This window comes from Cellvibrio sp. UBA7661 (assembly GCA_002483365.1).
GTDB lineage: Bacteria > Pseudomonadota > Gammaproteobacteria > Pseudomonadales > Cellvibrionaceae > Cellvibrio.
Map to the genome: position 1 here is coordinate 218,687 of DLHT01000017.1, position 15,317 is coordinate 234,003.

The window sequence follows — 15,317 nt, forward strand, 5'->3', positions numbered from 1 at the left end:
CACTGCATTCAGTGCCTTTTTTATTTTTGAGCGCGTGTAGGCGTTTATATGACGCAGATTGATAAATCTGGTGGAGATATTTTATGGAATTAAAACTGGAAGATTTTCGCCGGGAATATACGCAAGGCGGATTGGATATTACGGATGTTGCAACGAGTCCTTTTGAACAATTCCAGCGCTGGATGGAACAGACGATTGAATCCGGAATTCCTGACCCTAATGCGATGACGGTTGCAACAGTTGATGAAACCGGCCAGCCATCGCAGCGAATTGTGTTGCTCAAGCATATGGATGAAAAAGGCTTTGTGTTTTACACCAATTTAAACAGCCATAAAGCGCAGGATCTAAAACAAAATCCTAAAATCAGCTTGCACTTTCCCTGGTATTTTTTAGAGCGGCAGGTGAAGGTGTGTGGCGTTGCCGAGCAATTATCCACCACGGAAGTATTGAAATATTTCGTTACCCGCCCGCGCGACAGCCAATTAGGTGCTTGGGCATCCCAACAGAGCCGTCCTATTTCATCGCGCGCGCTATTGATGCAGCAATTTGAATCGATGAAAAATAAATTTGCCAGAGGCGAAATTCCCGTGCCGGATTTTTGGGGGGGTTTTCGTGTTAAACCACATCAGATTGAATTTTGGCAGGGCGGTGCAGCGCGCTTGCACGACCGCATGCAATACAATTTGCAAACAGATGGCTCATGGAAAATCCAGCGTTTGGAACCCTGATGAAATTTATCGCCTTAAAAAATTCCGGTGACGCCTCGCAGTTGTTTGTTAGCCAAGGCGAAATGCCAACACCCAAAAAAGATGAAGTATTGATTCGCGTATACGCTGCAGGTATTAATCGGCCGGATATTTTGCAGCGTCAGGGGTTGTATCCTCCGCCTGCTGATGCATCGCCTATTTTGGGTCTGGAAGTAGCGGGTGAAGTAGTTGCATGTGGTACTGATGTAAAAAAATGGCAGGTTGGCGACCGCGTGTGTGCGTTGGTAAATGGCGGTGGTTATGCTGAATACGTTTCAGCCCCAGCTGGGCAATGCCTACCTATACCTGATCAATTTTCTTACGTTCAAGCGGCTGCTTTACCGGAAACTTTTTTCACGGTATGGCACAACCTGGTTCAACGTGCACATGTGCAAGCCGGTGAAACCTTGTTGGTTCATGGTGGTGCTAGCGGCATTGGTACCTGCGCAATCCAACTCGCAAAAGCGATGGGGGTAGATGTATTTGCTACTGCAGGATCATCGGAAAAATGTGCGGCGATTACTGCACTTGGTGCAGTTGCTATTCATTATCGTGAACAGGATTTTGTCTCGGCTGTTAAAGAGCAATCGAACGGGCAGGGCGCAAATGTCATTTTGGATATGGTGGGTGGCGATTATATCCAACGTAACTTTTCAGCTGCTGCGAAAGACGGACGTATTGTGAATATTGCTTTTTTGCAGGGCAGTAAAACAACAATCGATTTTATGCCGCTAATGTTAAAACGCTTAACCTTGACCGGCTCAACGCTGCGCGCGCAATCGGTGCAGGCAAAAGCGAAAATTGCCGCTGAGCTGGGAGCACAGGTATGGCCATTATTGAATGCACAAAAAATAAAACCGATTATTGATTCGGTTTTTCCATTTGAGCAGGTTGCAGAAGCTCATGCGCGTATGGAATCGAATCAGCATATTGGGAAAATAGTTCTTAATTTACAGTGAAAGCCCATTCGATTGCATTCACTATATAAGACACGCCGTAAATACGTCCTTGTAGGCTCGATTCGGCCTTCTCTATGCGCTCCAGGCGCTACGAGAAACCTCCCACATCCATGTGGGTCGTCCATGCCTCATACGGTCTTTTATAGTGAATGCAATCGAATGAGCTAAGTGCTTCGTAAGGAAATTAAAAATGACAAATATTTCGCAAGCCCGCCGTCCTCTCGACGGTATTCGCGTTATTGAAATTGGCCAATTGCTCGCAGGCCCTTTTGCTGGCTGCATGCTGGGTTATTTCGGTGCAGAGGTAATTAAGATCGAACCACCGGACGGCGATCCTATTCGCGGTTGGCGTGTGTTGGAAAATGGCACATCGCATTGGTGGCGCAGTATCGGGCGCAATAAAAAAAGCATTACTCTGGATTTGAAAAAAACCGAAGCCCAACAAATCGCACGACAATTAATTGATAGTGCGGATGTGGTTATTGAAAACTTTCGCCCGGGTGTAATGGAGGCTTGGGGGCTTGGGCCGGAGGAAATAAAAAAAACGAATCCTGATATTGTCTACGCGCGTATTTCCGGTTACGGGCAAACAGGGCCTTATGCAAGCAAGCCGGGGTTTGCATCAGTCTGCGAAGGTATGAGTGGATTCCGTTACGTAAATGGTTTTCCAGATCAGGCACCTGTGCGGCCTAATTTGAGTATTGGCGATACGATTTCTGGTATTCACGCTGCACTGGGAATTGCATTGGCATTATTGGAGCGTGAAAGAAATCCTGAAGGTAAAGGCCAGGTGGTCGATGTTGCGTTATATGAATCCATGTTTAATTTAATGGAAGCGGTTGTACCGGAATTTTCTGGCGCTGGCGTTATTCGTGAACCTTCGGGAACAACGGTTACGGGCATAGTGCCTACAAATACTTATCGTTGCAAAAACGGAAAATACGTTGTGATTGGTGGTAACGGCGATTCAATATTTCAACGGTTAATGGAGGTGGCGGGGCATCCGGAAATGGCATCTGATCCACGCATGGCAAACAATGCAGGGCGTGTGCAACATGAATTGGAAATTGATAATGCACTTGCCGCATGGTGTATGAGTAAAGACTCGGATGATATTTTGCAATTGTTGGAAGCCGCGCGTGTTCCTGCGGGACCTATCTACAATGTGAAGGATATGTTTGCTGATCCACACTTTAATCAACGTGGAATGTTTGAGCAGGTGGAAATTAATGGCAAACCGTTAAAAATTCCCGCTATCTTGCCAAAGTTGGAAAATACACCGGGTCGTACCGAGTGGCCCGGTGGTGTTGTAGGTAGTCACACGCAAGAAATTTTACAATCGGTGTTGAACTTATCGTCTGAAAAAATTCACACATTAAAATCAGCAGGTGTAATTTAAATGTCATTGACGCAAGATGTGTTAAAGAGCGGATTGTATCGTCATTACAAAGGCAATGATTATTTTGTTTTCCAAGTGGCGCATCACAGTGAAACGCGCGAGCCGGTAGTGTTTTATCGCTGCTTGTATGGCGATTATTCCTGGTGGGTTCGTCCACTGGAGATGTTCACTGAAACCGTTGAGCTTGCAGGTGAAACCATTCCTCGCTTTCGTTTTGTGCGCGAATTGACGGTGGCAGAACAAATCAATTATCTGTCGCAAACGGTAGGGAAATAAGTTGTGACTGATCATCAAGCTGAAAAGAATGCGGCAGAAACTGAAGCGTTTTCTGCGGAGGATATCCGCTGGATGGATCACGCCATCGCTCTTGCGGCGCAAGGTGAGGTGTTGGGGGAGGTTCCTGTAGGGGCAGTTATAGTTGCCGATAACCAGATAATCGGTGAAGGTTTTAATCAGCCTATTACCCTGCACGATGCAACCGCACACGCAGAAATTGTCGCGTTGCGCCAAGCGTCGGCGAAGATCCACAATTATCGTGTAGTGGGCGCTACGCTCTACGTTACTCTGGAGCCTTGCACGATGTGTGTTGGCGCGTTGGTTCATGCGCGTATCAAGCGGTTGGTGTTTGGTACAACAGAACCGAAAGCGGGGGCGGTGATAAGCAAAGCCAGATTATTGGATAGCGAATATTTTAATCATCGCATCGAGTATCAAGGGGGCGTATTGGCTGATCAGTGTCAGCATCAGCTCAGCCACTTTTTTGCCCATCGTCGAGAAGAGAAGCGCAAACAAAAGCGTGCCAGACCAGAATTATAGTTTCTATCGCATTGTCGGCATTATTGTGTAGTGCATATCAACCATCAACCATCAACACCCTCTCATGTATATATAATTGCTATTGTTTATTTGAATTGAAAAATTTCAGCTGATAGTTTTTGTTGTGTTTTTTGAGTTTTTTCTCATTTTGCTGTTTATTTGAGCTAAATATTGGGCTTCCATCAAAATTATCTCTTATTTTGATGGAAAGATATTTTCATTTTGGTATACAATTTTTTAAATATAAGAAAGTTTTTTACAAAAATAAGAAACAATCATTCGCGCCAATAAAGTGGCCGGTGCTGCAACCACTAGCATTGTCAAAGAGAACGCAAGATCAAGGTCTGCTTGTTGCGCCAATGCAACAAGACTGCCTTTCATTCCTATTACCCAGTTGTTATTCGATGTTTTGTATTGCCCCGATGTTCAGGATGAGGTGTACACCTATACCTGTTCAATGGTGCGATTACGGGTAAAGCGTTTTATAAAACAGCAAAAAGGCGCGGATGACGATGACAAAAACCCTGATTGTATATGCTCACCTATTGGCCGCTTGTGTCGCGGTAGGTGTCCTGTTGATCCAGGATATGGCATTAGCCAAAACAAGAGGGAGAAGCCTTCCGGCCGACGTTATAAATGACTTGATCAAGGCTGCAAATCTGGTGTTTGTAGCATTAGTAGTCTTATGGATTTCTGGATTGGCACTTGTGCTGGTCGGATATATGGAAGATCCACAGCATTATCTACAAAACGAAAAACTCTGGGCCAAATTCACCGTGGTCGGAATTCTGACGGTGAATGGCATCACCTTGCATTATTTCAGCTTTCCCCGTGTGATTTCCGCGCATGGATTGCTTGGTCAACCTTCACTAACACAGGTATTGGTAGTGTTGACGGGAGCCATTTCATCAGTGTCCTGGCTATTCTCTTGCTACTTGGGTATCGCGCGCCCCTGGAATCACACTGCGAACTATGGTTTTGTGATGGCGATATATGGATTGGTATTGATCAGCGCTTGTATTGTTGCGGGGGAAGTCTTGCGAAGTATGCGTAAAACGATGGATTTTTCGTGCTCTCTAAATGAGTAGGGGGCGCATAAGCGCCCCCGTACAGATACTATCCCTAAGTAGAAGTAGTCAATTTGCATCGACTTTCTTTTCGAATCCCTGACCGCCTTTCCTCCTGCGCTAGTGCAATCCTTTGATGTCGTCCGACATCGCGTCCCTAACAGGTGGGCGCATCCATTGACCTTGCCTGGCCAGATCACATCATTGTCTACTTCCTTGATGTAGCCATTATGCGTCTGGACATGGCAGCGGAATAGTCGCAAAAGTCGCTACTTTTTGTGAGACATTGACTACAGCCTATAGCTGGATGATCTATTCAATCCATCACTTTATAACTTTATAGCAGGGGATGTAGGCCCTGCCTGGCAATTTCATCCGGTTTTGACGTGCAAAAGATTCAAGCAACTCATCAACAGGATGCATAATTTCGTAATCGCCATGCAATTCAAAGTGGCCATATTTCTCAATTGCACAAATACCTTCTTCTTTTACATTGCCAGCAACAATACCGGAAAACGCGCGGCGTAAGTTTGCAGCCAGCTGGTTGACGGGTTGGTTTTTATGAAGCTCCAGATTGCGCATGTTTTCGTGGGTTGGCATAAACGGTTGCTGCAAATCGGGGCTGATTTTTAATTGCCAATTGAAATAGTAGGCATCATCACTTTGTTTGCGGAATTCGCGTACTTTTTTAATACCTTCTTTCATTTCTTGTGCAACAGCTTCGGGATCATTAACGATGATTTTGTAGTGCGCTTGCGCTTCATCTCCTAAGGTATCGCCAATAAATTTATCGATGCGTGAGAAATATTCAGCTGAGTCCTTCGGGCCAGTAAATATCAGCGGGAAAGGAATATTTTTGTTATCCGGATGCAATAATAATCCAAGGATATAAAGAATCTCTTCTGCAGTTCCGGCACCACCTGGAAATACAATAATGCCGTGTCCTAACCTTACAAATGCTTCAAGCCGTTTTTCAATGTCGGGCATGATTGTCAATTGATTCACAATAGGGTTGGGAGCTTCAGCGGCAATAATGCCGGGCTCTGTAATACCTATGTAGCGGCCATTGTTGATGCGCTGTTTTGCATGTCCGATGGTGGCTCCTTTCATTGGCCCCTTCATTGCGCCAGGGCCGCAGCCAGTGCAAATATCCAGACCGCGCAAACCTAATTGATAACCTACTTCTTTGGTGTAGTCATACTCGATGCGGTTTATGGAGTGCCCCCCCCAACAAACAACCAAATTGGGATCTAATCCCGCTTTTAATAAATTGGCATTGCGCAACATATGGAAAACTGCATCGGTAATTCCTTCCGATGTATGCATGTCGAATTTCGCATTGCCATTTAACTCATCGTTGTTGTAAATCACATCGCGTAATACGGTGAATAAGTGTTCGCTAATACCGCGGATCATTTTGTCATCGACAAAAGCATTTGCTGGTGCATTTTTTACGGCGAGTTTTATGCCTCGCTCTTCTTGCACAATACTGATATCAAAATCTTTGTAACGTTCCAAAAGCTCTTTGCCGTCATCCAGGTCATTACCTGTGTTAAGTACGGCAAGTGAACAGTTGCGGAATAATTTATAAAGACCGCTTTGGCTAGAGTCGAGTAATTTGGCGACTTCGACCTTAGATAGGACGTTTAATTGGTCAAGTGGAGAAATCAGCGCGTTGACTGTTTTGTATGCGCCTGATTCGTGAAGAATGGGTGTATTGGGATTCAAGTTACTCATGGTAGTCCTTAGCATCATCGATGCAGTAATTCTGGGTGCTGGATTGTTGGCTGTTTATTCAAGTGTAGTGTTATTTTGGCTGTTATGCCTGAACATGGGCTTGCTCAAATGCGTGATTGCTATCAAGATGACAAATTAACGAAAAATTAGAACGAAATTTAAACAAAATTGGCTTCAAGAAAGTGTACCGGAATTTATAGCGGCATATATTGTTGCCGTACGTATTAATGAAGAGAGTCATTATGAAATATTTACCTTGTGTTGAAAAAGTCACCCAGCCGCAATTACCTGTTACTGCGAGCGTGATCTGGTTGCATGGTTTGGGGGCTGACGGCAATGATTTTGCACCCTTGGTGCCGGAGTTACATTTGCCTGATTCGCTATCGGTACGCTTTATATTTCCGCATGCCCCCAGTATTCCTGTGACCATTAATGGTGGTTACGTTATGCCCGCTTGGTACGATATTTTGGAAATGAATCTTGATCGCCGTGTAGATGAAAAGCAATTAATCGCGAGTGCTGATGCCGTAAAGTTATTAATTGATCGTGAAATTGAACGCGGCGTAACGAGTGAAAACATTATTTTGGTGGGTTTTTCCCAAGGTGGTGCAGTTGTTTATCATACGGGTTTGACGAGCGATAAGCCGCTCGCTGGATTGCTGATATTATCGAGTTATTTTGCGACGTCTTCCTGTGTAGAAATTCAGTCTGTAAATAAAAATATTCCAATTTTGATTCAGCACGGCAATGCAGATCCTGTAGTGCCTGAGGTGTTGGGGCAGCGCGCATATCACTTTTTACAAGAGCATGGTTGCAACGTGCAATTCGAATCCTATTCAATGGAGCATACCGTATGCTTTCAGCAAATTGCGGCTATATCGCGTTGGATTCAGGCGATATTAATCAAATAATCAATCCGTGAGGCATGCAGGATCAAATTCGTATTTTCCATCTAGCCAGTCGATAATTTCTTGCGCGTAATGACTATTGGCAAATTGTTGATAGCGTGCGCGCAGTTCAGTTTTTTGATTGTCTGTTAATTTCTTTAAGCCTTGATCTTGAAGTAAATAAAGATCTTGTTCCAATTGTCGGGCTAATTCTTCTCCGCATAATGTTGTTGCAATGTGAGTAAATGCCAGTGTTGGGTTGTATGTTTGTGGATTGCGATAGGCAAACGGCAAGCTGGCGAGAGGTAGCTGTGAAAGCCAGGGTTGATTCATAGGGTTAACAGCATGGCCGGCTAATTTTCCGTTGAGTAGGCTATGGCTTTGGTCGAATGCGCGCAGCTGCAATAAATTGGATTTTATGGCGCTATCGTTAACAGGATAGTTGTCCCACAAAAACGGTTTCCTGCCGAGCAATTCTGTCACCGTCGCAAGGTGTTCAACAGAGTAATTGGGTGAGCAGACTTTTTCGCCAGTCCAGAAAATATCAATTCCTGAATCCAAATTTCTGGAAAACGTATGCCAGTAATCTGCGGGCATTTGGCCAAATACTTTTTCCAATACAGGATCAAAACTGTAGTAGGTAGGACAAAAAATAATTTTTTTTGCGGTGCTGATTTCTGCTGCCTGATGGGCAATGTCAATCTGGATTTGGGCTAATTTGGGAATATCGCCGCGCATGTCATCAAACAGAATGCACAGAATATCAGGCTGTAATTCATTAATGTCCCGAATGCGATTGATGAGGTGCGCGCGTTGATCGCGGGAGTTGTCCAGATAAATTTCATGGGGGCTTAGGCCGACCCCAAAACTGACTTGCTTGTGGCTATAAACCTGGCGCAGTTCGATGAGCAAATTTTTTACATCAGCAGGCCAGTCTTGCTGCCATTCGCGACGCAGGTTTTTGTCACTTTTTGGTGCATAAATGTAAAAATCGTACTGATGTTGCGCGAGAAATTGCGCGTAATTTTTGCGATCTTCCCAGCTCCAGGCTCGGCCAAAAAATCCTTCGATTATGCCGCATGGTGTTGAATGGTTTTTATACATAGAGGGTTATTTCTGTAGCGTGAATTAGATTCGGCGAACATAGCACTTGAATTGACACCAAAAACCCATCTGCCTATCATAGCGGCCTTTTTGTGCTGGGCAAATTCGCATTATTTACACTGTTTTTGCGTATCTGGAGAGGGCAAGGTCTGGCATATCTTTCGAGTACGTTTATTTGCAGTCTTTCATTTCAAGCTTGAATTGCGCGTAATTAATAAAATCTAGGATGGTCTCGCGCAACTTGGAAATGTTGTAGGAAGGTTATCCTTCCTTCTTCAAGGTGTCCAGTTTTCAGTAATGTAGAAGAGGCGAGCAGGTCAGGCAGGTTTTGCTTGGTCTCCTGTTATCTTGCCAAGGTCACAATAACCCAAACGGTAATGGCATTTTGCGGTTGGCTTCATCGCAGTTGTTTATAAAAAGGCGCAGACCTGACAACGAAAAAGAAGCTGAAATAGGAATCAACCACCTGTTTTAGGTGCATCACCTGATGATAGGGGTAGCACCTAATGCACTTTTTGTTTGTGGAGTAGAAATGACTAACCCTGTTGTGCGTCCTACCGACTTGCCCACTTGGAAAACACTTGAAGCCCATGCGGCGCAAATGAAACCCCAACACCTGAAAGATTTGTTTGCAGCCGATGATGCGCGGTTTGATAAGTTTTCCCTGTCGCTTCCCTCCTTTTTGTTCGATTACTCTAAAAACCTGATTACTGATGAAACCAAGGCAGCGCTTTTGGCATTGGCTAAAGAGTCTGACGTTGAAGGCTGGCGCAGCAAGATGTTTGCTGCCGATCATATTAATGCCACGGAAGACCGTGCCGTGATGCACGTTGCCCTGCGCGATAAATCTAGTAAGCCTATTATCATCGATGGTGCTGATGCTCGTCCTGCAATTGACGCTGAGCTGGAGCGTATGCGCAAGCTGAGTGAGAAATTGCGTTCAGGTGCCTGGACTGGTTACACGGGCAAAACCATTACCGATATCGTGAGCATTGGTATCGGCGGTTCCAATTTGGGCCCCTTGATGGTGTGTGAGGCGCTCAAGGATTACAGCGATAAGCGTTTTAATATGCACTTTGTATCCAACATAGATGGAGTGCAGATTTCTGACGTGTTGTCTGGTTTGAATCCAGAAACCACCTTGTTCGTTATATCTTCCAAAACCTTTACCACGCAGGAAACCATGACCAACGCTCGTACTGCCGAGCAATGGTTTATGAAGGCGGCGGGTGATAGAGCTGCTATTGCCAAGCACTTTGTGGCGGTATCAACCAACCGCAAGCTGGTTACGGCATTCGGAATAGCAGAAGAGAATATTTTTGACATGTGGGATTGGGTGGGGGGGCGCTTCTCGTTGTGGTCCGCCATTGGCTTGCCAATTGTGTTGTTCCTCGGCTACGCGTTATTCGATGAGCTGCTACAAGGCGCTTATGAGATGGATCAACATTTCCAAACAGCTCCCCTGGCTGAAAATGCTCCGGTAATGCTGGCGTTGGTAGGTATCTGGAATCGCAATTTCCTCGGCTATCCTGCCCATGCACTGCTGCCATATGACCAATGTTTGCATCGTTTCCCTGCTTATATGCAGCAAGCGGAAATGGAGAGTAATGGTAAGTCCGTCAATTGGGCAGGTGAAGAAATTACTTATGGCAGTGTGCCGTTGGTATGGGGAGAGGTTGGTATTAATGGCCAGCATGCCTTCTATCAAATGCTGCATCAGGGTACCGATATTATTCCTGCGGACTTCATCGGCTCGATTGCGCCAACAGTGAAGGTTGAAGGGCATCACGACGCCTTGATGGCTAACTTCTTTGCCCAGACCCAGGCATTAATGCTGGGTATTGATGCAGATCAGGTGCGCCGTGAACTTTCCGCCAAAGGTGTCAGTGCAGAGCGCATTGAAGAGATCGTTGAGCACAAGGTGCATCGTGGTAATCGACCCACCAACACTTTCCTTCTGAACAAAGTAGATGCTCGTTCATTAGGTGCTTTGATTGCGCTCTATGAGCACAAAATTTTTGTACAAGGTATCATTTGGCGAATTCACTCCTTTGATCAATGGGGTGTGGAGTTGGGCAAAGTGCTTGCTGCGGGGATACAGCCGGAGCTGGATACTGGTAAAGCGACTAACCCCAAGCATGATGCTTCAACCCGTAACTTGATTGATTTTTATAAGCGCATGAAAGGTGCGTAACTATTTAGGGGCGGTTATTGCCTCTGGTTTAAGTAGATCATAAGCGTCGGGCAATGCACCTGGCGCAACACGCTAACCCTGGCTGGTATTTTGTTTGTACACAGACTAAAGCCTGGCTGTTGTTAGCGTAAAAGTTGAGCACCTCGGTTGCAAATCTATGGTTTGCGGTAGGTATAGCCCCAAAAGCAATGGTATTCACATGACAGACGTTTCAGCTGTAAAACCCAATACAGATCCCAGACTGGTCGCTATTACTGAGCGAATTATCGTCCGTAGCCGCGATACTCGCGCCGCCTATCTTGCGCGCGTCAATAAATTCCGTAGTAAAGGTCCTGCGCGCCATCACTTGGGTTGCGCCAACCTCGCGCACGGTTTTGCTGCCTGTAATAGTGCTGATAAAGAAGCTTTGGCTGAAGGGCAGGCCCCTAATTTGGGTGTTGTGAGTGCGTATAACGAGATGTTGTCTGCCCATGTGCCCTATGGTGAATATCTGGAGCCCATTAAAGCTGCAGCTAAAGAAATGGGTATGACTGCACAGATGGCCGGCGGTGTGCCTGCGATGTGCGATGGTGTAACCCAAGGGTTTCCGGGCATGGAGATGTCGCTGTTTAGTCGCGATGTTATCGCCATGGGTACGGCTATTGCGCTGTCGCACGATATGTTTGATGGTGCTATCTGTCTGGGAGTTTGTGACAAAATTGTTCCAGGCTTGATGATGGGGGCTCTGTCTTTCGGCCAGTTACCCATTATTTTTATCCCTGCTGGACCTATGACTCCCGGATTGCCTAATGCTGAAAAAGCCAAAGCGCGTCAGTTGTTCGCTGAAGGTAAAGTGGGGCGCAAAGAGCTGTTGGCGGCCGAAAGCGCTTCATACCACAGTGCAGGTACCTGTACCTTTTACGGTACCGCCAACACGAACCAGATGCTGATGGAAATTATGGGAGTTCATTTACCCGGAAGCACATTCATTAACCCTTATACTCCACTGCGCGATGCCTTAACTCGCGCCTCTGTCCATCAGTTGGCACGTATCACTCGTGATGAGGTTGTTACGCTTTCAGACATAGTCACTGAAAAGTCTATTGTTAACGGTATCGTAGGTTTAATGGCAACCGGCGGCTCAACCAACCATGCGATGCACATTGTTGCTATTGCCCGAGCAGCTGGCGTGCAAATTAACTGGCAGGATTTGTCTGACATTTCAGATATAATTCCGCTTATGTGCCGTATTTATCCAAACGGTCTGGCTGACATTAACCGTTTCCAAGCTGTCGGCGGCATGGGCTTCCTGATGCGTGAACTGCGCAATGCGGGTTTACTCCACGAAGATGTAAAGACAGTCATGGGCGGTACCGGATTGGCTGCTTACACCAAGGAGCCGTTTTTGGAAAATGGCGAGCTGGTATGGCGCGAAGCTGTGCAGGAAAGTCTTGATGATGCAGTTCTGCGTCCAGTTTCTAAACCCTTTGCGCCTGAAGGTGGAATGAAGTTATTGAAAGGCAATATTGGTCGCTCAGTGATCAAAATCTCTGCGGTCAAACCCGATCATCGTAAAGTAACTGCGCCAGCAATCGTGTTCCATAGTCAGGAAGAGTTACAGGCTGCATTTAAGCGTGGTGATTTGGAAAAAGATTTTGTTGCTGTCGTGCGCTTTCAGGGGCCTAAAGCCTGTGGGATGCCAGAGTTGCACAAGCTGACGCCTCCTCTGGGGGTATTGCAAGACCGTGGTTTCAAAGTTGCATTATTGACTGATGGTCGCATGTCGGGTGCGTCTGGTAAAATTCCGGCAGCAATTCATATGACACCGGAAGCCCTGGATAATGGGCCAATAGGTTTGATTCGCGATGGCGATATGATTGAGTTGGATGCTGAAGCAGGTACGCTTCAGATTTTGGTGAGTGAAGATGAATTGAAATCCCGCCAGCCAGCGCAATGTGATTTATCGGCTGTTCACTACGGCATGGGGCGTGAATTATTTGCTCCGTTGCGTGCCACTGTGGGCTTGGCCGAAGAAGGAGCTACTGTATTTAACTGGTGATAAACCGTTAAATCCCGACCCCGGACTTTTGTTCGGGGTCTTCGTTTCTAAACAACTAAAACCACTATCAAGATTCACGAACAGGATTACTCCTCATGCTCGACGCATTTGATTTTGTCATCTTTGGTGGCGCAGGCGATTTGGCTCTGCGCAAATTGATTCCCGGCTTGTATCGGGCTCATCGCGAAGGTTCCCTGCCTGTTGGTGCTCGTATAATCCCGACTTGCCGTAATACTCAAATGGTTGCCGAGTACAAAGATAAAGTGCGCGCAGCTGCGGAAAAACATCTCAATGCTGATGAGTTTGTTGCTGCTGATTGGGATGAGTTTGCCAAGCGCTTGTTTCCGGTATTCGTTGATATTGGTACCAAAGATGAACATTGGGATGCGTTGGCAAAATTGCTGAACAATGGTGGTAATAACGAACGTGTTTTCTACCTTTCAACTCCTCCGTCTGTATTCAGTATTTGTTGTAAGCATTTGCATGAGTGTAATTTGATCACGGATAAAGCGCGTGTTGTCGTTGAAAAACCATTGGGTTATGACGCAAAAACTGCAGAAGAAATCAACAGCCAGATTGCCGAGTACTTCCGTGAAGAGGCTATCTTCCGAATTGATCATTACTTGGGCAAGGAAACAGTGCAAAATTTGTTGGCACTGCGTTTTGCCAACGGCATGTTTGAGCATCTGTGGGATGCAAAATCAATTGACCATGTCCAAATCAGCATTTCAGAAACAGTTGGCCTTGAGGGGCGCGCCAGTTTTTATGACGGTGCGGGCGCACTGCGCGATATGGTGCAAAATCATATCCTCCAATTATTGTGTTTGGTGGCAATGGAATCACCAAACAAAATGACTGCTGAGCGTATTCGCGCTGAAAAATTAAAAGTGCTGGAGAATTTGCGTCCTCTGACGGGCAATACCGTTAAATACAATACTGTGCGTGGGCAATACGTTGCCGGCGAGATGGATGGCAAACAAGTTCCTGGCTATCTGGAAGAGTTGGGGCAAACGAGTAACACCGAAACCTTCGTTGCGATTCGTGCATACATCGACAACTCCCGCTGGGCAAACGTGCCCTTTTATCTGCGTACCGGTAAGCGCATGAAGCAGCGCTTTGCAGAAATCGTTATCCAGTATAAAGATGTTGCACATCGTGTATATCCTGAATCAGCAGGTGCGGCTACTCCTAATCGTCTTATCATCCGCCTGCAGCCGGAAGAGAGCATCAAGATCATTATGGTATCCAAGGATCTTGAAAAACATGAAACCCATTTACGCCCGGTTGTTCTAAACCTGAACTTTGCTGATACCTACAAAGATTTCTATTCGGACGCTTACAAGCGTTTGATGTTGGATGCGGCAGCGGGCGATGCCAGCTTGTTTATTCACCGCGCCGAAGTTGATGCAGCATGGGCTTGGATTGATCCGATTATTGAAGCATGGCAGCGCCCTGAAAATAAACCGCATGGTTACATGGCGGGTAGTTGGGGGCCGCAAGCATCTGCGCAATTGATGGCAAGCGATCGTCGCCGTTGGTTCTCGATTGATGAAGTTTTATCGGGAGCTGATCAGGAATGGTAACCGAACATTTATTCGATAATCGCGCAGATATGATTGCTGCGTTGCAAGTGGAATGTGAAGTGGCGTTGCGTCAGTCGATTGAAGAGCGCGGCGAAGCTACGTTTATGGTGTCTGGCGGTAGTACGCCGGAGCCGCTTTATAAAGCACTGAGCAATTCGGATCTGGATTGGGAATCTATTTACGTTGCTTTGGTTGATGAGCGTTGGGTTGATTTCGATCATGACAAAAGCAACGAAGCATTCACTGTAAAACATCTGATCCAAAACAAAGCAGTAGTAGCGAATTTGGTAGGCATGAAAAACTCTGCTGAAACTGCAGCGGAAGGTTTGGTTGATTGTGAGGCGGCATATCAGCAATTGGCTCAACCATTTGACATCACGATTTTGGGCATGGGCTCCGATGGGCATACCGCCTCATTGTTTCCCTATGCACAAGGCTTGGATGAAGCGTTAAATCCGGATTCTACTCAACTTTGCGCAGCCATTATCGCAAAACAAAGTGAAGTAACCGGCGCTATCGTAGAGCGTATGACCTTATCTTTAGCGGGGTTGCTGCGCTCAAAATCATTGGTGCTGTTGATCACGGGCGAGGAAAAGCTTGCCGTATTACGTGCAGCCCAAACGGGAACTGATGTCAGGGAAATGCCGATTCGTGCGGTGTTACAGCAACAACAAGTTCCGGTCAGTATTTACTGGGCGCCTTGATTTTTTAACGAATTATTGAGCGAATCTTTATTTTTGTTGATAAAGATTTTTTACGAACCTCTTTGATGAACGAGGGACATACA

At 46.1% G+C, this 15,317-nt stretch carries 14 protein-coding genes; 11 read left to right on the forward strand and 3 right to left on the reverse strand.

Annotated elements, in window-relative coordinates; genetic code table 11:
• Nucleotides 1–83: 83 nt before the first annotated feature.
• The 5 genes from pdxH to tadA all read left to right on the forward strand — a co-directional run bounded on the left by pdxH (nt 84) and on the right by tadA (nt 3,920).
• Nucleotides 84–728 (forward strand): pyridoxamine 5'-phosphate oxidase, encoded by a 645-nt coding sequence (gene pdxH / locus B2739_RS14165; RefSeq protein WP_331346501.1) that lies wholly within the window; start codon nt 84–86, stop codon nt 726–728.
• Nucleotides 728–1,705 carry an NAD(P)H-quinone oxidoreductase gene (locus tag B2739_RS14170; protein WP_331346502.1) on the forward strand — a complete coding sequence of 326 codons (978 nt, stop codon included), beginning with the start codon at nt 728–730 and terminating at the stop codon, nt 1,703–1,705. Before pdxH ends, B2739_RS14170 begins: the two co-directional genes overlap by 1 nt.
• 190 nt (nt 1,706–1,895) lie before the next feature.
• Complete coding sequence (locus B2739_RS14175) at nt 1,896–3,104, forward strand: CoA transferase (protein WP_331346503.1); 1,209 nt, start codon at nt 1,896–1,898, stop codon at nt 3,102–3,104.
• Entirely contained in the window at nt 3,105–3,380 is a 276-nt protein-coding gene (locus B2739_RS14180; protein WP_331346504.1) for a DUF1653 domain-containing protein, read from the forward strand.
• Between the two features lie 3 nt (nt 3,381–3,383).
• Nucleotides 3,384–3,920: a tRNA adenosine(34) deaminase TadA gene (gene tadA / locus B2739_RS14185; RefSeq protein ID WP_331346505.1), complete on the forward strand. Its 537-nt coding sequence runs from the start codon at nt 3,384–3,386 to the stop codon at nt 3,918–3,920.
• A gap of 237 nt (nt 3,921–4,157) precedes the next feature.
• Here the strand turns inward: tadA and B2739_RS14190 are convergent, their stop codons facing one another.
• Complete coding sequence (locus tag B2739_RS14190; protein ID WP_331346506.1) at nt 4,158–4,301, reverse strand: hypothetical protein; 144 nt, start codon at nt 4,299–4,301, stop codon at nt 4,158–4,160.
• A 131-nt stretch (nt 4,302–4,432) separates the two neighbouring features.
• Here B2739_RS14190 and B2739_RS14195 point away from each other — a divergent pair, with 131 nt between their 5' ends.
• Nucleotides 4,433–5,008, forward strand: a complete 576-nt coding sequence (locus B2739_RS14195) for a DUF2214 domain-containing protein (protein WP_331346507.1) — start codon at nt 4,433–4,435, stop codon at nt 5,006–5,008.
• A gap of 303 nt (nt 5,009–5,311) precedes the next feature.
• Here B2739_RS14195 and ppnN read toward each other — a convergent pair whose 3' ends face one another.
• The gene (ppnN, locus tag B2739_RS14200) at nt 5,312–6,724 is read right to left on the reverse strand and encodes a nucleotide 5'-monophosphate nucleosidase PpnN (RefSeq protein ID WP_331346508.1); all 1,413 of its coding nucleotides are present in this window, start codon (nt 6,722–6,724) and stop codon (nt 5,312–5,314) included.
• Between the two features lie 242 nt (nt 6,725–6,966).
• Between ppnN and B2739_RS14205 the strand changes: the two genes are divergently transcribed.
• Nucleotides 6,967–7,635: a carboxylesterase gene (locus B2739_RS14205; RefSeq protein ID WP_331346509.1), complete on the forward strand. Its 669-nt coding sequence runs from the start codon at nt 6,967–6,969 to the stop codon at nt 7,633–7,635.
• On the opposite strand, the gene B2739_RS14210 is transcribed toward B2739_RS14205, so the two are convergent.
• Nucleotides 7,636–8,715 (reverse strand): beta-N-acetylglucosaminidase domain-containing protein, encoded by a 1,080-nt coding sequence (locus B2739_RS14210; protein WP_331346510.1) that lies wholly within the window; start codon nt 8,713–8,715, stop codon nt 7,636–7,638.
• Nucleotides 8,716–9,247: 532 nt separating this feature from the next.
• Here B2739_RS14210 and pgi point away from each other — a divergent pair.
• From pgi to pgl, 4 genes are all read left to right on the forward strand, one after another.
• Entirely contained in the window at nt 9,248–10,909 is a 1,662-nt protein-coding gene (gene pgi, locus B2739_RS14215; protein WP_331346511.1) for a glucose-6-phosphate isomerase, read from the forward strand.
• Between the two features lie 199 nt (nt 10,910–11,108).
• Nucleotides 11,109–12,947 (forward strand): phosphogluconate dehydratase, encoded by a 1,839-nt coding sequence (edd, locus tag B2739_RS14220; protein WP_331346512.1) that lies wholly within the window; start codon nt 11,109–11,111, stop codon nt 12,945–12,947.
• A gap of 95 nt (nt 12,948–13,042) precedes the next feature.
• Entirely contained in the window at nt 13,043–14,530 is a 1,488-nt protein-coding gene (zwf, locus tag B2739_RS14225; protein WP_331346513.1) for a glucose-6-phosphate dehydrogenase, read from the forward strand.
• Nucleotides 14,524–15,234, forward strand: coding sequence for a 6-phosphogluconolactonase (gene pgl / locus B2739_RS14230; RefSeq protein WP_331346514.1), 711 nt, complete (start codon nt 14,524–14,526; stop codon nt 15,232–15,234). Before zwf ends, pgl begins: the two co-directional genes overlap by 7 nt.
• Nucleotides 15,235–15,317: the final 83 nt, after the last annotated feature.